General features: G+C 38.0%; 19 protein-coding genes. 10 read left to right on the forward strand and 9 right to left on the reverse strand.

Features of this window, described 5'->3' with window-relative positions; all coding sequences use genetic code 11:
* Positions 1 to 31: 31 nt before the first annotated feature.
* Complete coding sequence (locus ACOQO5_RS07485; RefSeq protein WP_420581068.1) at positions 32 to 709, forward strand: hypothetical protein; 678 nt, start codon at positions 32 to 34, stop codon at positions 707 to 709.
* A 28-nt stretch (positions 710 to 737) separates the two neighbouring features.
* Here ACOQO5_RS07485 and ACOQO5_RS07490 read toward each other — a convergent pair whose 3' ends face one another.
* From ACOQO5_RS07490 to abc-f, 5 genes are all read right to left on the reverse strand, one after another.
* Positions 738 to 3,383: an FtsX-like permease family protein gene (locus ACOQO5_RS07490; protein WP_420581069.1), complete on the reverse strand. Its 2,646-nt coding sequence runs from the start codon at positions 3,381 to 3,383 to the stop codon at positions 738 to 740.
* A 10-nt stretch (positions 3,384 to 3,393) separates the two neighbouring features.
* Positions 3,394 to 3,714 carry a PadR family transcriptional regulator gene (locus tag ACOQO5_RS07495; protein ID WP_420581070.1) on the reverse strand — a complete coding sequence of 107 codons (321 nt, stop codon included), beginning with the start codon at positions 3,712 to 3,714 and terminating at the stop codon, positions 3,394 to 3,396.
* A 119-nt stretch (positions 3,715 to 3,833) separates the two neighbouring features.
* Positions 3,834 to 4,550, reverse strand: a complete 717-nt coding sequence (locus ACOQO5_RS07500; protein WP_420581071.1) for a hypothetical protein — start codon at positions 4,548 to 4,550, stop codon at positions 3,834 to 3,836.
* A gap of 39 nt (positions 4,551 to 4,589) precedes the next feature.
* Positions 4,590 to 5,471, reverse strand: coding sequence for a hypothetical protein (locus ACOQO5_RS07505; protein ID WP_420581072.1), 882 nt, complete (start codon positions 5,469 to 5,471; stop codon positions 4,590 to 4,592).
* An 89-nt stretch (positions 5,472 to 5,560) separates the two neighbouring features.
* Positions 5,561 to 7,474 carry a ribosomal protection-like ABC-F family protein gene (gene abc-f, locus ACOQO5_RS07510; RefSeq protein ID WP_420581073.1) on the reverse strand — a complete coding sequence of 638 codons (1,914 nt, stop codon included), beginning with the start codon at positions 7,472 to 7,474 and terminating at the stop codon, positions 5,561 to 5,563.
* A gap of 101 nt (positions 7,475 to 7,575) precedes the next feature.
* Here abc-f and ACOQO5_RS07515 point away from each other — a divergent pair, with 101 nt between their 5' ends.
* The 6 genes from ACOQO5_RS07515 (at position 7,576) to ACOQO5_RS07540 (ending at position 13,861) form a co-directional block, all read left to right on the forward strand.
* Positions 7,576 to 8,748, forward strand: coding sequence for a PQQ-dependent sugar dehydrogenase (locus tag ACOQO5_RS07515; RefSeq protein WP_420581074.1), 1,173 nt, complete (start codon positions 7,576 to 7,578; stop codon positions 8,746 to 8,748).
* Positions 8,748 to 9,392 carry an alpha/beta hydrolase gene (locus ACOQO5_RS07520; RefSeq protein ID WP_420581075.1) on the forward strand — a complete coding sequence of 215 codons (645 nt, stop codon included), beginning with the start codon at positions 8,748 to 8,750 and terminating at the stop codon, positions 9,390 to 9,392. The genes ACOQO5_RS07515 and ACOQO5_RS07520 overlap by 1 nt, the downstream gene beginning before the upstream one ends.
* Positions 9,393 to 9,505: 113 nt before the next feature.
* Positions 9,506 to 11,347: a M1 family metallopeptidase gene (locus ACOQO5_RS07525; RefSeq protein WP_420581076.1), complete on the forward strand. Its 1,842-nt coding sequence runs from the start codon at positions 9,506 to 9,508 to the stop codon at positions 11,345 to 11,347.
* Positions 11,348 to 11,377: 30 nt separating this feature from the next.
* The gene (locus ACOQO5_RS07530; RefSeq protein ID WP_420581077.1) at positions 11,378 to 12,595 is read left to right on the forward strand and encodes a DEAD/DEAH box helicase; all 1,218 of its coding nucleotides are present in this window, start codon (positions 11,378 to 11,380) and stop codon (positions 12,593 to 12,595) included.
* A gap of 139 nt (positions 12,596 to 12,734) precedes the next feature.
* The gene (locus ACOQO5_RS07535; protein ID WP_420581078.1) at positions 12,735 to 13,016 is read left to right on the forward strand and encodes a hypothetical protein; all 282 of its coding nucleotides are present in this window, start codon (positions 12,735 to 12,737) and stop codon (positions 13,014 to 13,016) included.
* A gap of 53 nt (positions 13,017 to 13,069) precedes the next feature.
* Positions 13,070 to 13,861, forward strand: coding sequence for an XRE family transcriptional regulator (locus tag ACOQO5_RS07540; RefSeq protein ID WP_420581079.1), 792 nt, complete (start codon positions 13,070 to 13,072; stop codon positions 13,859 to 13,861).
* 57 nt (positions 13,862 to 13,918) lie between these two features.
* On the opposite strand, the gene ACOQO5_RS07545 is transcribed toward ACOQO5_RS07540, so the two are convergent.
* Entirely contained in the window at positions 13,919 to 15,106 is a 1,188-nt protein-coding gene (locus tag ACOQO5_RS07545) for a porin (RefSeq protein WP_420581080.1), read from the reverse strand.
* 112 nt (positions 15,107 to 15,218) lie between these two features.
* A complete protein-coding gene (locus ACOQO5_RS07550) occupies positions 15,219 to 16,328 on the reverse strand; it encodes a Na/Pi symporter (RefSeq protein ID WP_420581081.1) in 1,110 nt (369 codons plus the stop codon).
* Positions 16,329 to 16,508: 180 nt separating this feature from the next.
* Between ACOQO5_RS07550 and ACOQO5_RS07555 the strand changes: the two genes are divergently transcribed.
* On the forward strand, positions 16,509 to 18,218 hold the full coding sequence (locus ACOQO5_RS07555; RefSeq protein ID WP_420581082.1) for a Na/Pi cotransporter family protein: 1,710 nt from the start codon (positions 16,509 to 16,511) through the stop codon (positions 18,216 to 18,218).
* A 64-nt stretch (positions 18,219 to 18,282) separates the two neighbouring features.
* On the opposite strand, the gene ACOQO5_RS07560 is transcribed toward ACOQO5_RS07555, so the two are convergent.
* The gene (locus tag ACOQO5_RS07560) at positions 18,283 to 18,966 is read right to left on the reverse strand and encodes a head GIN domain-containing protein (RefSeq protein ID WP_420581083.1); all 684 of its coding nucleotides are present in this window, start codon (positions 18,964 to 18,966) and stop codon (positions 18,283 to 18,285) included.
* A gap of 153 nt (positions 18,967 to 19,119) precedes the next feature.
* On the opposite strand from ACOQO5_RS07560, the gene ACOQO5_RS07565 reads away from it, so the two are divergent.
* A complete protein-coding gene (locus ACOQO5_RS07565) occupies positions 19,120 to 22,269 on the forward strand; it encodes a TonB-dependent receptor (RefSeq protein ID WP_420581084.1) in 3,150 nt (1,049 codons plus the stop codon).
* A gap of 102 nt (positions 22,270 to 22,371) precedes the next feature.
* Positions 22,372 to 23,679 carry a tRNA (N(6)-L-threonylcarbamoyladenosine(37)-C(2))-methylthiotransferase MtaB gene (mtaB, locus tag ACOQO5_RS07570; RefSeq protein ID WP_420581085.1) on the forward strand — a complete coding sequence of 436 codons (1,308 nt, stop codon included), beginning with the start codon at positions 22,372 to 22,374 and terminating at the stop codon, positions 23,677 to 23,679.
* Here mtaB and ACOQO5_RS07575 read toward each other — a convergent pair whose 3' ends face one another.
* Entirely contained in the window at positions 23,680 to 24,255 is a 576-nt protein-coding gene (locus ACOQO5_RS07575) for a DUF2911 domain-containing protein (protein WP_420581086.1), read from the reverse strand. It abuts the gene before it with no gap.
* Between the last annotated feature and the right edge of the window lie 258 nt (positions 24,256 to 24,513).

Genomic DNA, 24,513 nt, shown 5'->3' on the forward strand with positions numbered 1-24,513 from the left:
GACTGCCCCACGTAAATAATTAAGGGAATTAATGAGTTTAGAACAACTGATAAACGAGCGAAACGAAGCCATTCTAAAAGTAGATGAGTATGGATTGTTATGTATGACTACCGCCTATATTCCTCCAGAGGGAGAAGTGGAACCAAGTTCAGAAGTGCTCTATACTTCAAAACAAGCTTATATGTGGGTGCCCATCCTGTCGTACATCGTCGAAAATGTAGAGATTTCCGAGGAGGACATGAAGATCTTTTTGGAGATGTCTTTGGACTCATTGACGACGCACCATCGTACCCGATGGAGTAACAGAGCTGAAGCACTAGAAGGTATGTTGGAGATGCTCAATTCTATGTTGTTTTATACCACTCGTAAAAAACTGGAAGATCCCATTTTTGAATATGCCTCTTTGTTTGGTGGGTCTATTGAAGATATTCTGGAAAGATTGGAAGGCTTAGGTCTAGTAGAAGAGCATTATGTAGAGCCTATGGGAGGTAAGCAAGTAGCAATGATGGGTTTCGTGCCCTTTGGATATACCAAAAGGACAAGACTAGGAGAGGAACTGTATGCCAAGTTGAATAGTCTAATGTTGTTTTACGCACAGAAGAATCTTGTAGAAGATTCTGATTTCAAAATCCATTATCGTTTTTATCGTGCTTGGGAGATATTCAAAGGCATAGTCATGAAAATGGATAAACCGCTGGAGAAGAAATAAAAATTTGAGTTCAATTAGAGAACTTCAATCACTCATCTTTCAGGCACTCAACAGGATTGATGTTGGCAGTTTTTAAAGTTTGAAGGCATAGTACGCTCCACGAGATTAAAACTACCAAGAGAAACGAGCCAGCAAACCACACCCAAGTAATCTCAATCTGATAAGCAAAACTTTGAAGCCAAATGGATATGAGGTAGTAGGAGGTAGGTGCCGCAATAAAGGAGCCTACAACTATAAGTATCATAAACCGACCAGAGAGTAACCAAATGATTGAAGCAATATTGGCTCCCAATACCTTTCTGATTCCTATTTCTTTGATCCTTCTGGCAGCATAGAACGAGGATAGTCCTAATATACCCATTGTGGCCAAAAGACTGGCTATACTTGAAAATGCTGTAAACAACTTCTTGAATTCAATATCTGCCTTGTATTGCTGATTGATATGATCATCTAAGAAGAAAAAATCAAATGGAGTATTTGCATAAGCCTCTTTCCATGCCAATTCTACTTGTTCAATTTGATTGTACAAGTCACCATCTCCTAGATTGACAAATATATAATCCAAGGGTCTGGACAGGTGGGCAAGCATCAAAGGTTCTACTTGGTCTCGAAGCGAGCTGTAATGAAAGTCTTCTACGACGCCAATTACTTTTTGTTTGCGATCCGTGCTGTTGATCAAATTAGCTAATACTGCATCTTCTGGCTTGTCAAAACCGAGCAATTTAGTGGCGGTTTCATTGAGAATTACGTGGCTGTGTTCTTCACAAGAAATATCCTCAAAACTCGATCCTGCTACTAATTTTAGTCCAAGTGTTCTAATATAATGATCACTCACTGCAGTGGCATAAAGATCCTGACCGAGTTCCTTAGGTTGCGTGGTTTGGCGGATTCCACCACTCCAACCCAATTCACTTCCGGGTATTTGAAAACTGCTGGTATATGATTTGACCCAGTGTAGATTCTCTAATTGAGTTTGAAATGCAGATGTCGGAGATAGTTGTCTTTCGTTTCTTGATAGTCTAGGCTTTTCAATGACGATGACTTTTTCTTTGTCCAGTCCTAGGTTATAGTTTTGGATGTAGGTGAGTTGAGCAGTGACTGCCCAAGTCATAATGATGAGTGCCAGAAGAATACCAAATTGAAATACTACAGCTAATTTTCTAAAAGAACCACTTGACTTTGCACTAAGAGCTTGTGATGTACGCTTTGTGCGAATTGAATTGAAGATTGTTCGGTAGTCAAATGAAACCAAGAGACTACCTAGAACAATATAAAGTATAAATAAACCCCAAAACTCAAATTGCAAGTGTGTATCTACATTTAGTGAAATATCCAACCAGGCTTCTATTAGGTCAGTTGAAGTGAAAATAACAGCGAAAGCAAGGACAACCGCTATGCCATGGGTTATTAATGATTCCATAAATAACTGCATGAATATTTGCGATTTTTGGGCCCCAAGTACTCTTCTGACAGACATTTCTTTTGACCTGGTTGCATTGTGTGCTGTGGTTAGGTTTACATTATTTAACCAGGAGAGAGTCAGAATTAACAAGGCAGCGATACCAAGGAAGTAAAGTGACAGCTCATTGCCATTGGGTTCCAATTCACCGTCTAGCTGACTGTTCAGATGAATTTCTTTAACTGGTCTTAGGGAAAATTGATAATCCATATCCCGCTCCTTCATTTTGTCACCTTTGAACTTGCGCACTAAATTTGGAAATGAAGACGCTACTTTGTTCGGAGACACATCAGTACTTAGTTTCAAATAGGTGGTCACACCTGACCAATCCCAGGAATGACTGATCCAATCGGTTTCTGGGAAAAAGGCATGATACGGTATTAAAGCTTCAAATTGGATGTGTGTATTGGGTTTGACATCTGGAATAATGGCCTTGACTTCCAGCGGCAATTCATACCTGCCATGTATGAAGGTGACAATTTGCCCTAATGGATTCTGATTGCCAAAATATTTACGACTGATTGTTTCCGTTAGGATGATGCTGTTAGGGTTTTCAAGCATAGATGGGTCTTTCAGTCCAAAATCAAACATGGATAAGAAAGAAGGGTCGACAAAAGCTGGTTTTTGAATGCTATAAGTCATGAGCGAAGAGTCTTTACCCACCACCACGCTAGAAGCTCGTATTCTGATTCTTGTAAATTCTTCTATGCCGACGATATCTTGTTGAGCATCAGGTCCAAAAGCTGAGTAGGAGGTGGCCTTTTGACTTTGTATGACACCGCTATGAATACGATCCACATCTACTCTGTACAATTGCTCTACATTGGAATGAAAGTTGTCAAAACTCCTTTCGAAAGTAATGTATTGATAGATAGCCATGGAAGTGGACAGTGCTATTGTGATTCCGACAATTTTAATAGCATTTTGAAATTTGTTTGCTTGCAGGTTTCTGCAGGCTACTTTTATATAGTTCTTTATTATTCCGTAGTTATTCAATCTATAAGTGCCTTCAAGACTTTTTAAAAGTAAAGGTCGGAGTAGTCTTATAACTTCTAGCGTATAAAGCCAATTGGCTTTGAGGGTAGCATGTTTTTCTAAGTTATTCTGATAGATTTCTTCCAGGTCACCTTCAATTTCTTCCAGGTAGTGCTGGTGAATTAGAAGTTTGAGGATTTGCAAAGGCCAAGTTGGAGGGGATTGCTGTCTATTTTTCATAGTTTATATGCTAGGAGATGGAAGGAATGACTTCGTATAATTTTGTACGTACTTCTTTCATTTCCTGTAGTACGTTTTGCCCTAGTGGAGTGGCATAATAAATGCGTTTGCGTTTGCCACCTCTTTTTTGAGTAGCCTCTCCAAATTCTGAAGTCAAATAACCCTTTTCCTCCATCCGTTTGAGAGAAGTTTGAATTGAGCCAACGCTAAGAGATTGATTTAAACGATTTTCCAACTCAGATTTGATTTGTACGCCATAAGCTGATTCATTCAAATACACTACGGTAAGGAGTACAAGCTCTTCTAATTCACCCAGTTTGGTCTTTTTCATTATTCTATATTAGTCGTAATTGTCGTAAATATAGAAAGAATTATTTAATTCGCAATTGTAGATTATATAAACTAACTATTAAACTCTTCTTGTAGGGGATGCTTAGCAAAGTGTGAATTTTAGGCTTCTTCTATTGCTATATTCAGTTCTCTGATTGTGTTTTTGATATGTTTGTGAATGAACTGATTGATTTCTATTAGTCTTCTGATTTTTAGTCTAGACCACTTGAGATGTGTGATGAAATCTTGATTGGATTTAATTTGCTGGATATTTTTATTAGCTCGTCCGGACCAACTATTCTCGAGAATTTCATATTCTTCTTTATCCTCGGCTATTAAGAAATTGGCAACTCCATACTTATTAGCTATAGGCCAAAGATGCGTGGATGAGTATTCACTAATGGCATTGGTGTAGCTTTCATGCTCTTCGAGCAAACCTTCTAAATAGCTTAAATATTGGCGTATTTTTTTATTTCTATTGAGAATATGAAGTTGGTCTGTGGATGAAAAGCCATGAATGAAGGAGGATATGCTTTTCAATCTGAATTTCGGAATTTCTTCCATGAGGAAAAAGGTGATTTCTGCAACTTCCTCTCTTTGGATGCTATCGCTGACCAACAAGCTATGAATAGCAGAGTCTAACTCCATATAACCGGTGTCAATGTCCAGCATATAGTTGTGGTTTCGCTCCAATTCGATAACCAAAGATTGCATAATTTCAATGGCTTTAGCTTCTTTTTCTAAGCTTTGCCTCCATTCTTCAAAAAGAAAAGAGGTCGTGATACCTATAAATATCACGACCACTTCAAAAGCATATTTTCCAATTACTTTTTTCATCCTTTTGGAGGTTGTTAGCTATTGGCTGGTGCTTTCATATCATTCCACTATCCATTGACGGATTCTTTTTATTTCAGAGTCGCTATCGATAAGCATATGTTTTTTGATAACAAAATTTGGGTCTGCCTTCATCTTTTCATCGATTTCCTGAAGTTCACCTTGAAATAGTACATCTAAAATCTGAAGTTCTGCAATAATTGTACTGATCGCATCATCAGAAGGTAAGTCTTTGAGCACTTTGATCACTTCTTTGAGTGCTGGTTCTTGGTCCAATACGACTTTTACTAGAGGTGCTAGAAGTTTGTCACTTTCTGCTGTTTCTGGTGAATTATCTATCGTTACTACCGCTTGATACAAACCTTCAATAAAACTTCCTGCCAATGCCAGACCGGCCATATTGAGATGATGCCCTTCTTCCATTTGGACACTTGTGGTAATAAATAGCTCACTAAGAATCTTTGAAATTTCTTCTTGGTTTTGGTCTTTAATGTGACCGAGGAAGTTGCGTAAATGCGCATCATCATAAATCGTTGAGTCTCCAAGCTCTTGGGCAATGGAGTGAGATGTTTTTAAATACTCCAGACACTCTTCTTCATATCCGTAGGCTGCCAAATAGCTTACATCAGAGGCAAATACACCCATGTTCATCGCCATCTTGTCAGCATTTCCTTTATACTTTTCTAGATTGCTCAATTCATTGATAAGACTTTTGTCAAATACAGCATTTACTGATTTAAGAGTAAATGGAACTAAAGATGGAGCAGGAAGGTCTTTGAGCAGTTGATCAATATCGTGAATGATATTTGATTCTTCTCGTTCAGCAACCATTTTTTCAATTTCCTTTTTTTTGTCCGAATTTGATCCTGTACTGCAGCTTGCTGCTATGATGGCTGCAAAGGCGATGGAAAGTAGTCTAGTCATTGGTTTCATAGTTTTAATATAAGTAAAGATAGTTACTCTTGAGATATCATGGATTTCTCATAACTTGGGCGATGAAATATAAAGCGTATTTAACTTTCTAATTCTTCAATTTGTTCTACCAGCTGTTCCCACGCCTGATCCTTGTCTTTTAGTGATTGACCATTCGATTCATAGGACAGATTTATAGCTGCCAGTTTTTCGGCATCGTTAAAATTAGCCGGATCAGCGAGATCAGCTTCTAGTTTGGTTTTCTCGTTTTCAAGCTTTTCAAGATCTTTTTCTACTTTACTGAGTTCTTTTTTCAAACGTGAAAGTTCCTTTTGATCTACATCAACTGGTTTTTGTTTCTTTTCTTTTTTTGGCTTTTCTTCTTTGATCACTGTTGGTTTGAAAGTATCCTTAGGCTTGTTGTTTTTGTCGCACCAGTAGGTGTATTCTTCGTAGGTGCCTAGATATTCTTTGATTTGATGATCCTCGATCCACCAAATTTTATTAGCCACTTGGGTGACAAAATATCTGTCGTGAGATACTAAAATGAATGAACCTTGATATTGTTGTAAAGCTTGAATCAAAATATTAACAGATTGAATATCTAAGTGGTTGGTAGGCTCATCTAGTAGAAGAAAATTTGCTTCTGAAATCAATGTTTTTGCCAAAGCTACTCTGGATTTTTCTCCACCGGAAAGTACTTTTATTTTCTTAAATACGTCTTCATCAGAGAAAAGGAAACAGCCTAATACGCCGCGCAACTCTTGCTCAGATTTACCGGAACCAAACTGCTTTAACTCTTCCAAAAGGTCATTCTCAACGTTCAGAGATTCAAGTTGATGCTGTGCGTAGAAAGAAGGATTTACATTAAAGCCCAACTTGGCTTTGCCTTCAATTTTTTCGTCTCCATCTATTATTCTGAGAACAGTAGATTTTCCTTTGCCATTGGCCCCAATCAGTGCAATTTTGTCTCCTCGTTCTATATTCGCACTGGCTTTCTTGAGTATGTCAATTTCAGGGTAGGATTTGGAAACCTCATCCAGGGTACACACATGTCTACCTGACTGCTTATTGAAATTAAATTTGAAGTTGACCGCAGCATTGTCGGCAATCACGTCTTCCACACGATCCATACGTTCCAAAGCTTTAACTCTAGACTGCACCTGTCTGGCTTTGGTGGCTTTGGCACGGAATCGCTCTACAAATCGCTCGGTTTGTCTGATTTTAGATTGCTGATTTTCAAAAGCATTTTTCTGAAGCTCGTTTCTCAATTCCTTTTCTTCTAGGTAATTCGAATAATTACCTGGATAGGAAATTAAATCTTGATTACTGACTTCCACTATTTTATTCACAGTATTGTTCAGGAATTGCCTGTCGTGAGATACAACGATTACTGCTCCTTCATAGGTCTTGAGATAGTTTTCAATCCATTGAATAGAGGGAAGATCCAAGTGGTTGGTAGGCTCATCCAGCATGAGTATAGATGGCTTTTCGAGTAGCATTTTAGCTAGTATCACTCTCATTCTCCATCCTCCGGAAAATTCTTTTAGTGGACGTTGAAGGTCAACGGTATTAAATCCGATTCCTTCCAGAACTTCTTCGGCTTTGCTTTGCAATACATAACCTTCATTGGCTTCAAATTCATCTTGCAATCGAGTCAGTTTGTCTACCAACTTATCTTCATAGTTGGTTTCCATTTTTTTGAGGACTTTGTCGATTTTATGTTGAATCTCGATGACGTCGGCAAACGCTTCCATCGCAACAGAAAGGATGGATTCATCAGACTGGAATGAAAGCAGGTCTTGATTCAAAAAACCAATAGAACATTCCTTGGCCATACTGATGTCTCCGCTGTCTTTTTGAAGTTGCCCGGTGATCAATTTCAATAAGGTAGATTTACCAGTACCGTTGAGTCCGATCAAACCAATTTTATCTTTGGGTTTGATGTGGAGAGACGCATTTTCAAAAAGGGCTCTACTGCCCAGGTAGTACGATAAATTGTTGATTGAAATCATGCCGCAAATATGCAAAGGATCATAAGCAATTAAAACTCTCAGAACATTTGATATTGGATATCATCCCTAGTAATTTTAGCTAAGATTTTCATTAGACAACCATGCACTACTTCCTTACTATTACCATACTGACTTTCAGTGCTTTTTCATTCTATCAGTGTGATTCTACACCACAGAATACTACATCTGTCCAAGAGACAACAGAGTCATCGGAAGAAGAAACTCTGAATGAATCATTAAAGAAAATTATACTGCCAGAGGGGTTTGTTATAAGTTTATATGCTGACAATGTACCAAATGCTCGCTCCATGACACTGAGTCCAGGAGGTATTTTGTATGTAGGAACCAGGCAAGATGATAAAGTGTATGCCCTGGAGGATACAGATGATGATAACGTAATTGATAAAAAATACATTGTTGCACAGGATATGAATACACCCAATGGGGTGGCATTCAAAGATGGTGATTTGTATGTCGCCGAGATTAATAAAATATGGAAGTTTGTGAATATTGAATCCAATTTGAACAAGGTAAAGAAACCCGTTTTGGTTTCAGATAACTTTCCTAGTGACAAGCATCACGGTTGGAAATACATTGCTTTCGGGCCAGATGATAAACTATATGTGCCTGTTGGCGCTCCATGCAATATTTGTGAAAGCAAGAAGGAGGTTTATGCTTCTATTACTCGAATGAATAAGGATGGTTCTGAATTTGAAATCTTTGCGGAAGGCGTAAGAAATACTGTTGGTTTTACCTGGCATCCAGAAACTAATGAAATGTGGTTTACGGATAATGGTCGAGACATGATGGGGGATAATATGCCCCCATGCGAGTTGAATCATGCCCCAAAAGAAGGTATGCATTTCGGTTATCCTTACTGTCATGGAGGAGATATTGCTGATCCTACCTATGGCGGAGAATACAGCTGTACAGAATTCACTCCTCCGGCACAAAAGCTAGGCCCTCATGTGGCGCCTTTAGGATTGAAATTTTATACGGGTGATATGTTTCCAGAAGAATATAAAAATGATATTTTCATCGCAGAGCATGGCTCATGGAATAGGAGTAGTAAAATTGGGTATCGCATCATGCGGATTAAGTTGAAAGATGGTATAGCTACTGACTATGAGCCCTTTGCATTTGGCTGGTTAGATGAAGAAGCGCAGGAAGCATTTGGCAGACCTGTAGATGTTTTAATCATGCCCGATGGAGCCATGCTAGTTTCAGATGATCGAGCTGGAGTCATTTACCGTATTACATATTCGGTGAACTGATGGAGCATCACATTAGGTTTAATTTTTCAGCTCCGTACTATACACTTAATGAGCTAAGTGATCAAACCACTGATATATGGATTGCTTGTCCTGGTTATGGTCAATTAGGGAAGTATTTCATCAGAAGATTCGATGTGTTTGATTCCAAAAAGTATTTTGTTGTTGTACTTCAAGGTTTATCAAAATTCTATCTTCCAGACCAAAAGAATGTAGGAGCCAGCTGGATGACTAAAGAAGATAGAGAGACCGATATGCGGAATCAAAAGTTCTATTTTGATGCAGTTATCAATGAGTTGTTCAAATCAAAGTCTTTAAGTGATTATAAGGTTCATTTGATGGGGTTCTCTCAAGGCGTGTCTATGATTAGTAGAATGGCGGCCTATTCAAAAGTAGATTTCAAAACATTAGTTCTGTGGGCTGGAGGCTTTCCTCCAGAGCTCCAGTCGGAAGATTTTGAACATATTAACGGGCGTGCCAGGCTCAAAGTAGTGCTTGGGGATCATGATGAGTTTTACACATTAGATAAAAACTATCAACCTGAAGTAGATAAAATGGAGACTGTCATTGGATTGAAACCGGAATTAATCACATTTGATGGTAAACACGAAATGCCAAGGGAAGTACTATTTACCTGTTTAGATTAGGAATAGAAATTCAAATTACCGCCAACCACATCATATTTCAATCCATCACAATTATCTACTGACCTCCAGAGATTGTATTTAAATTGCCGACTTAATTTAATGATGATAAAGTTATGATGGCAGGGAGAATACTTGTGTTGAGTTTAGTGATTATAGGGTACACGGCGTTGGCACAACCAGACAGGTGGCAACAAAGAGTGGAGTATCAAATGGAAATTGATATGGATGTAGAAACGAATCAATTCACCGGTGTTCAACAACTCAAATATTATAACAATTCACCTGACACTTTGGATAAGGTTTTTTACCACCTTTATTTCAATGCCTTCCAACCCGGGAGCATGATGGATGTGCGAAGCAGAACGCATGCGGATACTAGAAGGGGAATTCAGGATCGCATCTTCAATCTCAAGGATGATGAGATTGGCTATCATAAAATCAAAAGCTTCAAACGGGATGGAAAGAAAGTGAAAATTTCAGTTGATGGTACGATTATGACAGCTAGACTCTCGGCTCCAATCTTGCCTGGTCAAAGTGTGGTATTCGATATGGAGTTTGAAAGCCAGGTGCCCATTCAAATTAGAAGAAACGGAAGAGATAATAGAGAGGGAGTTAGATATTCCATGGGACAATGGTTTCCTAAGATCGCTGAATATGACTATTCAGGTTGGCATCCTCACGATTATATAGCTAGAGAATTTTATAGTCCATGGGGAGACTATGATGTGACTATAAATATTGATAGTGATTATGTGGTTGCTGCTTCCGGGGTTTTACAAAAAACAACGAAATCGAAAAAAGGAAATTTAACAGCTTATAGATACTTAGCAGAAAATGTTCATGATTTTGCATGGGGAGCGGATCCTGATTATCTGCATGATGTTGTGAATATTAGAGAAGGATTGGATTTTCACATATACTATCAAGGTGATACCTTGGTCGAACAATGGAAACAGTTGGGTGATTACATGAAAAAGGCTATTCCATTCATTGAATCTAAATGTGGTAAATATCCTTACCCAGTGTACAAAGTTGTTCAAGGTGGAGATGGAGGAATGGAATACCCTATGCTCACACTTATGTTGGGTCAAAAACCATTGAAGTCTGTGGTTGGTACAGCAGTTCATGAATTTTTACATAGCTATTACCAACTGGTATTAGGTACGAATGAGAGTTACCTGTATTGGATGGATGAGGGGTTTGATCAGTATTATGATGAGATGACCATGAATTATTTGTTTGATGAAAATTATGAATCACGCAAACCAATGGCAGGTTCATATAGATTTTATAAATCTATAGTTGAATCTGGAAAAGAAGAAGCTTTGACTACTCATGCGGACCACTTTGAGGATCACAGAGCCTATGGTATGGCTGCTTATGGCAAAGGAGCTTTGGCACTGCAGAGTCTTGAATACATTATGGGTAGAGAAGTTTTTGATCGAGCGATGTTGAGGTATTATAATACTTGGAAATTTAAGCACCCCAATGCAGTTGATTTTGAAGTAATTATGGAAAAAGAAAGTGGACTTGAGTTGAGTTGGTTTTTTGACTATTGGATAAAAACAACCAAAACTATTGATTATTCCATTTCAAATGTCAATACGGTCAAAGGTGGTATAGAAATTTCGATGGAAAAAATTGGCTTGATGCCCATGCCACTTGATGTAGTACTTACCATGAAAGACGGGAGTAAGCAAAGTTTCAATATTCCAATGGGAATGATGAGAGGGAATAGAGATTTGTCCGGACATGAAACCTTGATGACGCCTTGGAAATGGGTGAATCCTTATTATTCTTTCATTGTGGATGTGGACATTGATGAGGTAGAATCTGTCGAGATAGATCCATCTCGTAGAATGATTGATCTCAATTATGATAATAATAAGTATCCAAATCGTAATAGTGAAGTAGAAATCAAGGGGAAGCCTCAGAAAATGGAGAATAACTTGTAGATTTGGGTACGATCAATAAGAATATTTAATTTGAAATTTAAAGAAGTTGGTATTCATCCTCCAGTATTGGATGGGGTAGATGCCATGGGTTTTGAAAATACTACTCCGATTCAGGAGAAAGCCATTCCCATTATTTTAGAAAACAAAGACCTCATTGCCTGTGCCCAAACAGGTACAGGTAAAACCGCAGCTTTTTTGTTACCTACCATGCAGCAAATCCATGACCAATCTGATCATGGAAGTATAGATGCATTGGTGGTTGTGCCAACGAGGGAGCTAGCTATCCAAATAGATCAGCAGATTCAAGGCTTGGGCTACTTTGTAGAAACCAGTTCATTGGCAGTCTACGGAGGAGGAGATGGTATGAGTTGGGATGTGCAAAAAAAAGCACTCCTCAAAGGAGCTAATATTATCATAGCTACCCCAGGTAGAATGATTGCTCACTTGAATCAAGAGTATGTGGATCTATCGAAAGTGAAGCATTTCATCCTTGATGAAGCCGACCGAATGCTGGACATGGGCTTCTACGATGATCTGAAAAAAATCATGAAGTTCATTCCCAAAGATTGTCAGCGACTGATGTTTTCGGCTACTATGCCACCGAAAATCAGAAAGCTGGCCAAGGAAATATTGAATGAACCTGAGGAGGTAAATATTGCTATATCTAAGCCATCTGAAAACATTCTTCAAGGGGCATTTATGATCTACGATGGCCAGAAACCTGAATTGATCAAGCATATATTTTCCGCCAAAAAAATGGATAGTGTGATTGTGTTCCTATCCAGAAAAAGTGAAGTAGACAAAATTGCCAGGGAGATAAAAAGCCTCGGAATCAATGCAGCACCTATTCATTCCGGCCTAGAACAAAAGAAACGCGAAGATGTCCTACAAGATTTTATCAATAAGAAAATCAATGTACTTGTAGCCACGGATGTAATGAGTAGAGGTATTGATATCAAAGGTATTGATATGGTGATCAACTATAATGTGCCTGGAGATGCGGCTGATTATGTACATAGAATTGGACGAACAGGTAGGGCAGATGCGAATGGAGTCGCTTTTACATTTGTCAATGAAGAAGACATGTACAACTTTTCTAACATTGAAGAGTTGATAGGAAAGGAGATTCAGAAAGTAAAAATTCCCGAGCATATCGGAGAAGGCCCAGATTATAATCCGAAATTTCGAGCTTCCAAACCACGGAGAAGTGGTGGTGGCCAAGGCAAACGTCGATTTAGTAAGAAATAGAAGCTATCACTCTTGAAAAACTAAAATAATTAGCAATTAGTTTTGCTGATTAGTAATTTAATGCTAATTTTATTGTCATTAGCGCTAATTAATTGATTAATCAATAGGTTTAATTAATTTAATGATAAAAAAATTAGTAATGGAATCATATACTGTAGGAGGAGAATACAGACTGAAGCTCACGTCAAAAAAGTTGAAATCTGGAAAATGTCAAGTCAAATTTCATGCATCTATTCAAAAAACTAAGAAAATGTATGGCTATGTTTTGGCGGATTCTGGAGAGACTTTAAAACACGTCGTAGAAAAAATTATTCAACGTTTGGACAAGCTAAAGAATAGGGAAAATTTTCATCATATCAATCTGTATTCCATTGGAAAGCCAGCTGTCAGTGATACGGGTATGGTGTTATTTGATGCATAAGGATTGCAAAATTGTAGGGTTCTGTTAAGTTTGTTATCAATTCAAAATTGAACATGGAAAAAGCCAAGGTTAACGATAATATTAAGTTTTTAAGAAAGAAATTTGGATACACACAAGAGACTTTTGCCGAGGCCATTGGGATCAAACGATCACTGGTAGGAGCTTATGAAGAAGGTAGAGCGGACCCTCGTCTGAATAACTTGCTTAGGATGTCAGAGGTGTTCAATGTGAGTGTGGATACACTGATTAGTAAAGTAGTTAGTGAGTTGTCTGGTGATGAACTACATCAGCAGGAGGAGGGAAGTGCTAAAGTGCTGGCTATTACTGTGGATAAGGATGAAAATGAAAACATTGAACTGATTCCTCAGAAAGCATCTGCCGGTTATATGAATGGCTATGCAGACCCAACTTACATTGAAACTATGCCTAAGTTTCAGCTGCCCATGTTACCAAAGAATGCGACCTACAGGGCTTTTGAAATTTCAGGTGACTCCATGTTGCCCTTACTGCCAGGAACTGTGATCATAGGAGAGTATGTAGAGAACATATCTAACATAAAGAATGGTAAGACTTATGTTTTGCTGAGCAAAGAGGAGGGAGTAGTGTACAAAAGAGTATTTAACTATGTAGAGGAGAATGGAAAGCTATTTCTCGTTTCAGACAATAAATCTTATGCACCGTATCAAGTAGATGCTAAGGATATCATTGAGGTGTGGGAATCAAAGGCATTTATTAGTATTGATTTTCCTGATGCAGATGGTAAAGGCGACTTGTCTATGGAGGAACTTTCTGGCATCGTCAAAAATCTTCAGAACGAAATCATAAAACTCAAAGACTCTAAATAAAAACACCCCACAAAGAATTAATCTTTATGGGGTGTTTTTAGAAATATTGTTCCAAAGTTAGAATCCTATCTCTAGCTGGGCAGAATAGATCATGTTGTCATTTTTTGTCTCACGGTCTCTATAAGCTACGCTCGCTTGAAACTTCAACGTGTGACCAACAATGTATTTTCCGAATCCTAATTCATACCTTTGTTCCGCGTCGTCAATCTCCATTCTTTCAGGCTGAACATCAGTATACCTCACATCAATAGATAAATTATTTTTAAATAAATAGCCTCCTTGTATATTGAAAGCTTGCCCCGTATAAAAGTATATGGATTCACCACTTGTAGTAAATCCGCTAATAGGTCCATCAGCCACTCTTTTGTTCACGAATTCAGACATGACACTAAAGCCATTGTACTTAAACATCATATCTACGAAAATAGTGGACAAATCACTGTGCACTTTGTCACCGTCAACTGATTCTAAAATAAATAAACCCAATTGTCCGCGCTGTCTTGAAGTACCAAAATTATGATCATAAGTGGCGCCAATAGATAGTTTTGGTGATGGCTCTCTAGCCAAATCTTCACCAAAATAATCTCCTTTATCAATGAATTTACCAAATGGAAGAATCTCTCCCCGGAATGTGAAATCGTATCCTTCTTCAGCAGTAGCCGTGATGTTTCTTCCATCTCCACTCGTAGCTGCAACTATTTCTCTTAGGACTACTTGGCCAAGTTTGTGCTCATGATGAAGCCAAATACCTTTATCACGATCGATGTTAAACCTACTGTTTAGTCTACTTCGATCTACCAATTGTAACGCTCCTGAGGAAATGACTCGTTCTCTGTTGCCAGGAAGCTTAGTTTGTCCTACCCATAGTTGCCACCCTGGGTGAAACTTCCATTTCAATACTGCATCCAATACAATGCTGGCTGCTCCATTGTGTTCCGCAAAGAAGTCCCCTTGATCACGATTGGATAATGCCAACTCAATTTTGTAGTTGATATTAGGATGGTACAAGTGTCCTTTGAATTTCAAACGAAAACGTCTGATCGTGAATGCATCTGCGTACTCATTGGTTTCTAAGTCTTGAGCACCGATATACTGCGTTTGGAATCTGTTATTCCATTGCATACTGAAAGAGGAATCTTTCGCCATAAAGCGAATGCCTTTTCCCATCTTACTGCCGTCGAACGATTGAGCTTGGGCCATAACGGCGCATACGGCTAAAGCTAAAGTAATGTAAATGAATCTCATATTTTCTGAATATATGCCGCGAAGATATGGGGTTGCAATTCGCAAGTAGTTACTGTACAATTATTTTAATGTTATGTAATTGTTAACACAGAAAAAGCCTGAAATACGACTATCAGAGCTTGTTGAGAAAGATTAGGGCAAGGGGCAAGATGAAAAACACAAACAGAATATAGAAAAAGCCAATAACTCTGTACTGCATAGTCATCAATCCAAATTTTCGTGCGTATTGTATGGGCAGTTGTTTCAAATAGGGAATGAGCAAGAAAATGAGTGTGCCAATAAAATTGAATAAAAAATGCACTAAGGCAATACTCAACGCAGCTTCTGACTTGTTGAAAGCTGCAATTAAAGCCGTGATGGTAGTGCCGATATTGGCTCCCACTATATATGGAAATATTTTGTTGTGGTGAATTTTTCCTGTTGCTCCAAGAGGAACTATGATAGACGTGGTAATTGAGCTAGACTGAATTCCAGCAGTAAGCATGGTACCAAGCCCAAATGAGTTGAGCGTGTGTTTGAAGAATACTTCTTGAAATTTTTCATCAGAAGCACCTATCATTCTTTTTGATATGATTTTGGAAATTATTTTAATTGACGCGAATAGGGTAGCGCAAGCTATAAGTACAAGTATGATTTTGTAATTGATAGACTCTATAAGGAATCCATTAATTAAATCAAATAATCCAGAATTAAGATCTTGATCAATTTTTGTAGGTACAGCCGAAAGATTAAAAACAGACGCAACGGATGTCGAAAGTCTCGACAATAAGTGATAATAGTATTCCAATGGAAACAAGATCATCACAGTCATGATATTGAAAAAGTCATGCATCACCCCAGTAGCGATGGCGTTTTTGAATTCTTTATTGTCTGTGATATAACTCAGAGAAACAATGGTGCTGGTTAATGTGGTGCCAATGTTAGCTCCCATAATCATTGGTACTGCATTTTCTAAAGTCATTCCACCAGATGCCACTACGGCCACAATAAGAGAAGTACTTGTGCTGCTGCTTTGGATTACAGCAGTAATGAACAATCCAATAAATAAACTAATGAAAGGGTTTGAGGTGATAGATAGTATTTTAATTACTGTCTCATTCCCAATAACATGAAAGGTGCTGGTCATTAAGTCTAATGACCACAAAAACACAAAAAGAGCAATGGATATGCTCAAAATGAATTGGATTACACTAAGTTGTTTTTGATTTGTATTACCTTCCATGATTCTGGCTGCAAAAGTAGAGTAGATTGTCTAGCCATATATTACCAAATTGTTAACTTATAAAAGGAAGGCGGCTAAGAATTGGGTTTATCCTTAACATTTATTTAAAATTGGGCTTGCTATATATTTATAGCTTTGCAGCGTAAAAAATTATTATTCAGAAAATAAAATAACGATCTCGTGGAATACGGAATTTATGACATTTTAAAACTTATAGGCGCACTCGGTTTTTTTATCTATGGGATGAAAGTAATGAGTGAATCGATTCAGAAGGTAGCGGGGGATTCCTTGAGGTCAGTAATGAGCATAATTACTTCGAATAGAGTAAGTGGTGTTTTTACTGGATTTCTGACCACTGCAATTATTCAATCTTCATCTGCTACCACGGTTATGGTAGTTAGCTTTGTAAACGCAGGTTTACTTAAGCTTAGACAGGCAATTGGCGTAATTATGGGGGCCAATATTGGAACTACAATTACTGCAGTACTTATTTTGGTATTTGGTTTCTCGAAATTCAGTATTTCGCATTATACACTTCCAATTATTGCAGTAGGCTTTCCTTTACTATTTGCTAAAAAGGTGGAGTGGAAGTACTGGGGAGAATTTCTTATTGGGTTCGCACTTCTATTCATGGGATTGAGTGCATTGAAAGGTGCCGTTCCAGATTTGAAACATAATCCGGAAATTCTAGCTTGGATCACTGATATAAATAATCTTGGATTCTTATCAGTAGTTATTGCCGTACTAATCGGTACAGTTCTTACTGTTGTAGTCCAGTCATCAAGTGCTGCTATGGCCATTACTTTGATCATGTGTGATAATGGTTGGATTCCTTATGACATGGCTGCTGGAATTGTACTTGGAGAAAATATAGGCACAACTATTACTGCTAATTTGGCTGCGCTAGTAGGAAACGTGCATGCGAAAAGAGCAGCTCTTGCTCATTTCATGTTCAATGTTTTTGGAGTGGTCTGGATGCTTTTGATTTTCAATTTTTATATCAATGGTATTGATTCGATAATGGTAAGTTCGGGCAATGGATCTCCTTTAAATGAGACTGGTGCGATCAAGTGGGGACTTACATATTTTCATATTAGTTTCAATATATTGAACACTGCCATAATGATTTGGTTTGTTCCACAAATCGAAAACCTAGTAACAAAATTGATTTCATCTAAAGATGAAGAGGATGAAGAATTTCATTTGGAATTTATTGGTACTCAATTGATGCGAACTGCTGAATTGTCATTAATGGAAGCTAGAAAAGAAGTAGCTAAATTCAGTAAGCATGTAGTGAAGATGAGCAAGTTTGTTCAAGAGCTTGTAGAAGCTGATGATACTAAGCGCATAGATAGGTTGACGGAGAAAATATCTAAATATGAAGATAGAACTGATGAGTTAGAAATGGAAATTGATGATTACTTGGTCAAAGTATCTGAAGGTCGATTGAGTACAGCGGCTTCTGAAGAGATTAGAGCGATTATGAGTATTACAAGTGACTTGGAAAGAAAAGCAGATATTTTCATGAGAATGTCACGAGAGATCAATAGAAAAAATAAACACAACCTCACTTTTACTGAAGGACAGGTAGGAAATATCAAAAAGATTTTTGGTTTAGTGGATGAGGCATTGGCTGTAATGCATGAAAATCTTAAGTCTGACTATTCAGAAGTAGTGCTTGAGGATGCCATGTCGAAAGAAAATGCCATCAACAAACTTAAAAAGGAATTGAGTAAGCAACACTGGAAAAGTGTCGAAGAGAACCACTATGATGTGCAAACTGGCATTGTTTATAGAGATATCATTTTTGGTTGTGAGCGAATTGGTGATCATATTATCAATGTGACAGAAAGTATTGTGGGCATAGAAGAGCATGTTTCAGTTGCTTAAAAAATGCTAAGAAACAAAAGCCCGAATCTCTGACTAGTGATTCGGGCTTTTTTATTTTAGGGATTTAGTCTTTTCTAATTTTCCCACTGCTACTTGTGTCCACGTATACTTTGTCTGGATTGCCTCTATAATAGACTCTGCCACTGCTGCTTGCTCTTCCTTCTATAAGTGCATGCACAGTGACTTCCGCTTTTCCAGAACTACTAACGCTAACATCTACCTCTTCACTGTCCATATCATAGGCGGATAATTTCCCAGAACTGCTGATATCGATCTCCTGAAATTTGGCCTTACCAGATAGCATTACATCTGCACTACTGGAAATCCTAACATCTAGTTTTCTGACGTTTAGAACTAAGTCTGCTCTTCCTGAGCTACTAGCTCTTACATCGAAATTCTCAGTAGCTATTTCATCTTTACCAATAATTGAGGCTGAAGAACTTACCGAAACAGATTCTAATTCACCGGTATATGTAAGCTCAATTTCTACGTTTTTGGAGAAGTAATTGCCTCTTTTCATTCGTATGTATAGAGTCGATCCTTCTACCTCAGTTTCTACACGTTCCGTATCAACTCCACGAGTTTCGATTTTAGCTTCATTGATATTGCCTTTTTTCATTCTTACAGAAATGGATTCACTTACTTTTATTTCATCAAATGAATCAAGTTTTCTTGTTTCGCTAGACTGTGCCTGAGCGACAAGAATACTGGCCAAAATTATCCCCAAACAGGTTATTGCTTTTTTCATGAGTTTAAATATTTTTTGATTGTTCCTTATAAGGACTACAGGTTAACAAAAAGGTTGCAAGAAATTTTAATTGTACATACATATAGTCTGCTTTATTGTATGCGTGCATAACATTTATATCATATATTTGGTGCTTCACTCAAACTCTTAATTATGATAAAAACCAATACTCGAAAATCTCTGTATATAGGGATTGCTTTCTTGTTTTTTAGTATTGGTGCTGTAGCACAGACTACCACTTCGTGGATCACAGGTCGAGTGCAAGGTGCCGATGGTGCGGATCTGGTGGGATCCACGGTGATAGCTATACATGTGCCCACTGGGACAAAGTATGGTGTATCAACTAGATTGGATGGAGGATATGATATTCCGAATGCAAAAATTGGAGGTCCTTATTCAGTTGAAGTTTCTTTTGTTGGCTTTAAAAGCCAGAAAGCGGAAGGTGTTTTTCTAACGCTTGGACAAAAACAAAGACTTGATTTTGTTTTGCAGGAGGATGCTACAACTATTCAGGAAGTGGTCATTACTGCAAATCGTGATGATGTAATGAATAGTGAGCGTACAGGTGCTGAGACTACTATTAGCAATGATCAGTTGGTGTTATTGCCAACCATTTCAAGATCTACTCAGGATATCTACCGATTGACGCCTTCAAATGATGGCAATGGTTTCGCTGGTCGAAGTGATCATGACACTAATTTTTCTCTAGATGGTTCTATTTTTAATAACCCATTTGGACTTGATGCAGCTACCCCAGGTGGTCAAGCCGGAGCTCAGCCTATTTCTTTGGATGCTATTGATCAGATTCAAGTTTCAGTAGCACCTTTTGATGTGACGAAAGCGGGTTTTACTGGTGCTTCAGTTGATGCAGTGACCAAAAGTGGTACCAATGCATTTAAAGGTACCGTATTCGGTTTTTATCGTAACCAAGCCATGACTGGGAAGAAAGTCAATGGTACATCTATTGATGTGCCTGATTTAACTCAGTTTCAGGGTGGTTTTTCCGTAGGAGGTCCGATCATTAAAAACAAGCTTTTCTTCTTCGCCAATATGGAGATGGAGAAAAGAGAGGACTTGGGACAAAATGTAGTTGCTGACAATGGAAGTAATTCTGGAGAAAGCAATGTTGCCAGAGTGTCCGAAACGGATTTGATAGCGGTGCAAAGTGCCTTGAGAGGAATAGGATATGATCCAGGTGCCTATCAGGGATATACGCACAATACAGAGAACTTAAAAGCGATGTTGAAAATTGATTGGAATATCAATGATAAGCATAGTTTGACAGCAACATATAACATGCTGAATGCCAATAGAGACTTGCCTGCTCACCCGAATGCTATTATTAGAAGAGGGCCAGACAGAACAACCATGCAGTTTGAAAATTCAGGATACAATATTGAGAACAAAATTCAATCTGGTATGCTTGAATTAAATTCTATATTCAGTAATACCGTATCAAACAAATTGCAAGTCGGTATGACTCTGTTTAGAGATGCCAGAGATCCTAAAAGTGCTCCTTTTCCTGATCTGAACATTGCAAACAATACAATCAATTATATCGTGGCTGGTCATGAACCATTTTCTATTCATAATAAATTGAATCAAGATGTCATCCAGATTACAAATAATGTCAATATTTTCACAGGCGCTCATACGTTCACAGTTGGGGGGTCCTTTGAAAAATTCATGTTTGATAATTCATTCAACTTAGGTGCGTATGGTGGAACTTTTGGACCTCCATATGCTAATGTAGGTCAATTCCAAGACTCAATTGCAAGTGGGTACATAGCAGGTCAGATGGCTGCTGCAGAAGCCACATTTAATTCAAATAATGCAGCCACTCCTGATACAGGAGGGTGGGCGCTGGCAGAAACGAATGTGGGCCAGCTTTCATTTTATCTGCAGGATGAATGGCAAGCTACAGATAATCTAGCTTTAACCTTAGGTTTGAGAATGGATCTGCCTTTGTATTTTGATACAAAAGAAAAGATGCAAGAGAGTATAGATAGAAACTGTTGCTATGATCCTACGATCCAATATTATGATGAAAATGGGAATCCAATCATGTTCAATTCATTAGAATTCCCAGAGCAGAAACCTTTATTCTCGCCTAGGCTTGGATTTAATTGGGACGTGAATGGAGATAGAAGTGTTCAGGTAAGAGGGGGAACTGGATTGTTTACGGGTAGATTTCCATTTGTTTGGATAGGTAACCAGGTGGCGAATCCAAACTTCTTCTTTTATACGGTTTCAAGAACAGACTTTAAATTTCCTCAAGTTTGGAAAACCAATTTGGGTATAGATAAGAAATTAGGAGAAGGATTTACCATGTCAGCAGACTTGGTTTACTCAAAGGATATCAATGGCATCATGGTTAGAAATTATGGGTTGATTCAGCCTAATTCATCATTGCCAGGGCAGCCAGGGAGACAAGTATATGGTGCTGGTGATCGAGCTACTGTTTTTGGAGGAGCAACTAACGCCTATGTATTGTCTAACGCCGATGTAGGTCGTAGTGTGAATTTGTCTTTGGAACTGAAGAAAAGCTGGGTCAACGGATTATATACATCATTAGCTTATAATTTCTTGGATTCTAAGGATGCTTCCTCACTTGTTGGAGAAATTTCTAGTGATACTTATGATAGAAACCCTGCAATAAACAATGTGAATGCGGCTACAGCCACTCCTTCGCTTTATGGTAATAGACATAGAATTGTAGGATCTATCAATAAGAAATTCACTTACGGTGGTGATAAAACTGCAACTACGGTATCATTCTTTATTGAATATGCTAAAGGTGGAAGATTTTCCTATACCTATGCGGGAGATATCAATAATGACGGTTCTGGCTTGAATGATTTGATTTACGTACCAACTGATGGCGAAATTGATCAGATGCAATTCGATACATTTTTTGCTACTGAAGCAGCTCAACAGGCTGGCTTGAAAGCTTATATAGCTCAAGATGATTATTTAAGTAAAAGAAGAGGAAGGTATGCAGAAAAGTACAGTGCTATGAGTCCTTGGTTCTCTACTTGGGACATGAGAGTACTTCAAGATTTTTATATTGGCGAACAAACTTTGCAGTTAAGCTTAGATATTCTTAATATTGGAAACTTAATTTCAAATAAGTGGGGTGTGAGAAAAGTCCCTTTGAATACTTCACCTATTGGAGTGGCTGGTTTCGACGGTACCGGCGAGCCAGTATATTCGTTTGATACAAGTGCCACGGAAACTTTTGCAGATGATTTTGGACTTAGGTCTAGATGGCAATTGCAACTTGGCGTAAGATATATTTTTTAATAAAGACGCTTCATTGAGAAAAAGGTAAAGAGATTTACCTTGGAGAAAGCCCCCTAGTGGGGCTTTCTTTTTTTTAGTACTTTTGCGTTTTATTTCTTGAGCATGAAAAAAGTTGCATTTTATACGTTGGGCTGTAAGCTCAATTTTTCTGAGACCTCTACTATTTCAAGGCTATTTGAAGAAGAGGGGTATGAGAAAGTAGCATTCGAAAATGAACCTGATATTTTTGTGATTAATACGTGTTCGGTCACCGAGAATGCAGATAAAAAATGCAGACAAATAGTAAAGAATGCAAAGAAGGTATCTCCAGATTCATTTGTGGTTATCATTGGTTGTTTTGCGCAACTAAAGCCTCAAGAGATTTCTGAAATCCCAGGTGTAGACGCAGTGCTGGGAGCTGCTGAGAAGTTTAAATTACTCGAACATTTAAAGAGTTTTGAAAAGCAAAAGGAAGCGATCGTTTGTGCTTCAGAAATTTCAAATGCTACAGAATTCAACAATGCCTATTCAATAGCAGATCGCACGCGAACTTTTCTTAAAGTTCAGGATGGTTGTAACTACGGTTGTGCCTTCTGCACTATTCCATTGGCTAGGGGTAAAAGTCGTAGTGATAGTATCGAGAATATACTCAAGTCGGCGTATGAAATTGCCCAAACCGATGTGAAAGAAGTAGTGTTGACTGGCGTTAATATTGGCGATTTTGGAGTTCAAGGTGGTAGAAGAAAAGAACGTTTCCTTGAATTGGTTAAAGCTTTGGATGAGGTAGAGGGAATTGAACGGTTTAGAATTTCTTCTATAGAACCCAACTTGCTTAATAACCAAATCATAGAGTTTGTAGCGCAGAGTAAAAGCTTTGCTCCACATTTCCATATTCCACTACAGTCTGGAAGCAATAAGATTCTCAAATTGATGAACAGGAGATATTTGAGAGAACTCTATGTAGAGCGTGTAGCTAAGATCAAGGAAACCATGCCAAATGCATGTATAGGGGTAGATGTAATTACTGGATTTCCAGGAGAGACTCATGAGGACTTTCTGGATACTTACAATTTCATCAATGATTTGCCCGTGTCCTACTTACATGTTTTTACTTATTCTGAACGAGCAAATACAAATGCGGTAGAAATGGGTGGGGTGGTTCCTAAGAAGGAAAGAAATGAACGCTCAAATATGCTTCGTATTCTATCTGAAAAGAAAAAACGTGCCTTCTACGAATCTCAAATTGGAAATGAATTTTCTGTTTTGTTGGAAAATGATGTGAAGGATGGGTTTATGTTCGGTTTTACTGAGAACTATCTGAAAGTGAAATTGCCTTATCAAGAGCAATTAGTCAATGAGATCAGACAAGTGAATATGCAAATGGTAGATGAAGACGGTACCATGAAGGTGATGGCTGCACAAGTGGTCTGACTATAAGGGCATTACTAAAAAATCAAATCTTAATTTTTCCCAAGCAAATACTATTTCTCCAGCATCGTTTATGTTGAAGGTCATTCTTTCACTCAATTCGTTATTAAGTGTTGGTTCAACTTCAAACCGAAGCACATCTAATGATTGATCGTAATCATATGCTCCCCAGACTTCATATTTAGTGTTTAATACTACTGTCCATTTATCTTTTGATGGTATGGTATAGAGTGCATAATTGCCAGCTAGTAATGTATCTCCATTTACTAAAATATCGCCTGTAGCGGAAAGCACGGTAGCCTCATTGGCTCCAGTTCTCCATATGCGATCATACGGAACTAATTCCCCCCAAATAGTACGGCCTTTCACCGCTGGTTGGCTATATGTAATAAAAACATCTGTGTCTCCCAGACTTGTAATTGCTCTTGCTGGGGGAGATGGTCTGGAGGCGCATTTTTTTTGATAAGATTCAAATTCTTTCAAATCTGAAGAGATAAATTTTGATGGATATTCTGGACGGTAACATCCACTTAATGCAAGAGGAGTTAAGATCACGATTAGTTTCCACCAATTGCTCATATTCATATTTGATAACCTTTCTTTCAATTTGCCAAATTAATATTTTCTTGAGTCAAGTGTACGAGATACCCCTAATTATGTTCAAAGAATTAATCTAATTTCTTGAAACAATGAATCATTGCACAATTATCGCACAGCAGTTGTATCAATACCGATCAATGTGTCAAGTTTAAAAATAATGTAAGTACCAGTAAATCAGGTAGATAATTGGTTAGGTATATTTTTTGTTAACAAATTATTAACTATATCAATAAAAAC

Source organism: Reichenbachiella sp., from assembly GCF_965223055.1.
Classification (GTDB): Bacteria; Bacteroidota; Bacteroidia; order Cytophagales; family Cyclobacteriaceae; genus Reichenbachiella.

Bases quoted from the DNA above. Each gene is read 5' to 3' on its own strand.
- ACOQO5_RS07485 (WP_420581068.1), top strand. From the start codon at position 32: ATGAGTTTAGAACAACTGATAAACGAGCGAAACGAAGCCATTCTAAAA.
- ACOQO5_RS07490 (WP_420581069.1), bottom strand. From the start codon at position 3,383: ATGAAAAATAGACAGCAATCCCCTCCAACTTGGCCTTTGCAAATCCTC.
- ACOQO5_RS07495 (WP_420581070.1), bottom strand. From the start codon at position 3,714: ATGAAAAAGACCAAACTGGGTGAATTAGAAGAGCTTGTACTCCTTACC.
- ACOQO5_RS07500 (WP_420581071.1), bottom strand. From the start codon at position 4,550: ATGAAAAAAGTAATTGGAAAATATGCTTTTGAAGTGGTCGTGATATTT.
- ACOQO5_RS07505 (WP_420581072.1), bottom strand. From the start codon at position 5,471: ATGACTAGACTACTTTCCATCGCCTTTGCAGCCATCATAGCAGCAAGC.
- abc-f (WP_420581073.1), bottom strand. From the start codon at position 7,474: ATGATTTCAATCAACAATTTATCGTACTACCTGGGCAGTAGAGCCCTT.
- ACOQO5_RS07515 (WP_420581074.1), top strand. From the start codon at position 7,576: ATGCACTACTTCCTTACTATTACCATACTGACTTTCAGTGCTTTTTCA.
- ACOQO5_RS07520 (WP_420581075.1), top strand. From the start codon at position 8,748: ATGGAGCATCACATTAGGTTTAATTTTTCAGCTCCGTACTATACACTT.
- ACOQO5_RS07525 (WP_420581076.1), top strand. From the start codon at position 9,506: ATGATGGCAGGGAGAATACTTGTGTTGAGTTTAGTGATTATAGGGTAC.
- ACOQO5_RS07535 (WP_420581078.1), top strand. From the start codon at position 12,735: ATGGAATCATATACTGTAGGAGGAGAATACAGACTGAAGCTCACGTCA.
- ACOQO5_RS07540 (WP_420581079.1), top strand. From the start codon at position 13,070: ATGGAAAAAGCCAAGGTTAACGATAATATTAAGTTTTTAAGAAAGAAA.
- ACOQO5_RS07545 (WP_420581080.1), bottom strand. From the start codon at position 15,106: ATGAGATTCATTTACATTACTTTAGCTTTAGCCGTATGCGCCGTTATG.
- ACOQO5_RS07550 (WP_420581081.1), bottom strand. From the start codon at position 16,328: ATGGAAGGTAATACAAATCAAAAACAACTTAGTGTAATCCAATTCATT.
- ACOQO5_RS07560 (WP_420581083.1), bottom strand. From the start codon at position 18,966: ATGAAAAAAGCAATAACCTGTTTGGGGATAATTTTGGCCAGTATTCTT.
- ACOQO5_RS07565 (WP_420581084.1), top strand. From the start codon at position 19,120: ATGATAAAAACCAATACTCGAAAATCTCTGTATATAGGGATTGCTTTC.
- mtaB (WP_420581085.1), top strand. From the start codon at position 22,372: ATGAAAAAAGTTGCATTTTATACGTTGGGCTGTAAGCTCAATTTTTCT.
- ACOQO5_RS07575 (WP_420581086.1), bottom strand. From the start codon at position 24,255: ATGAGCAATTGGTGGAAACTAATCGTGATCTTAACTCCTCTTGCATTA.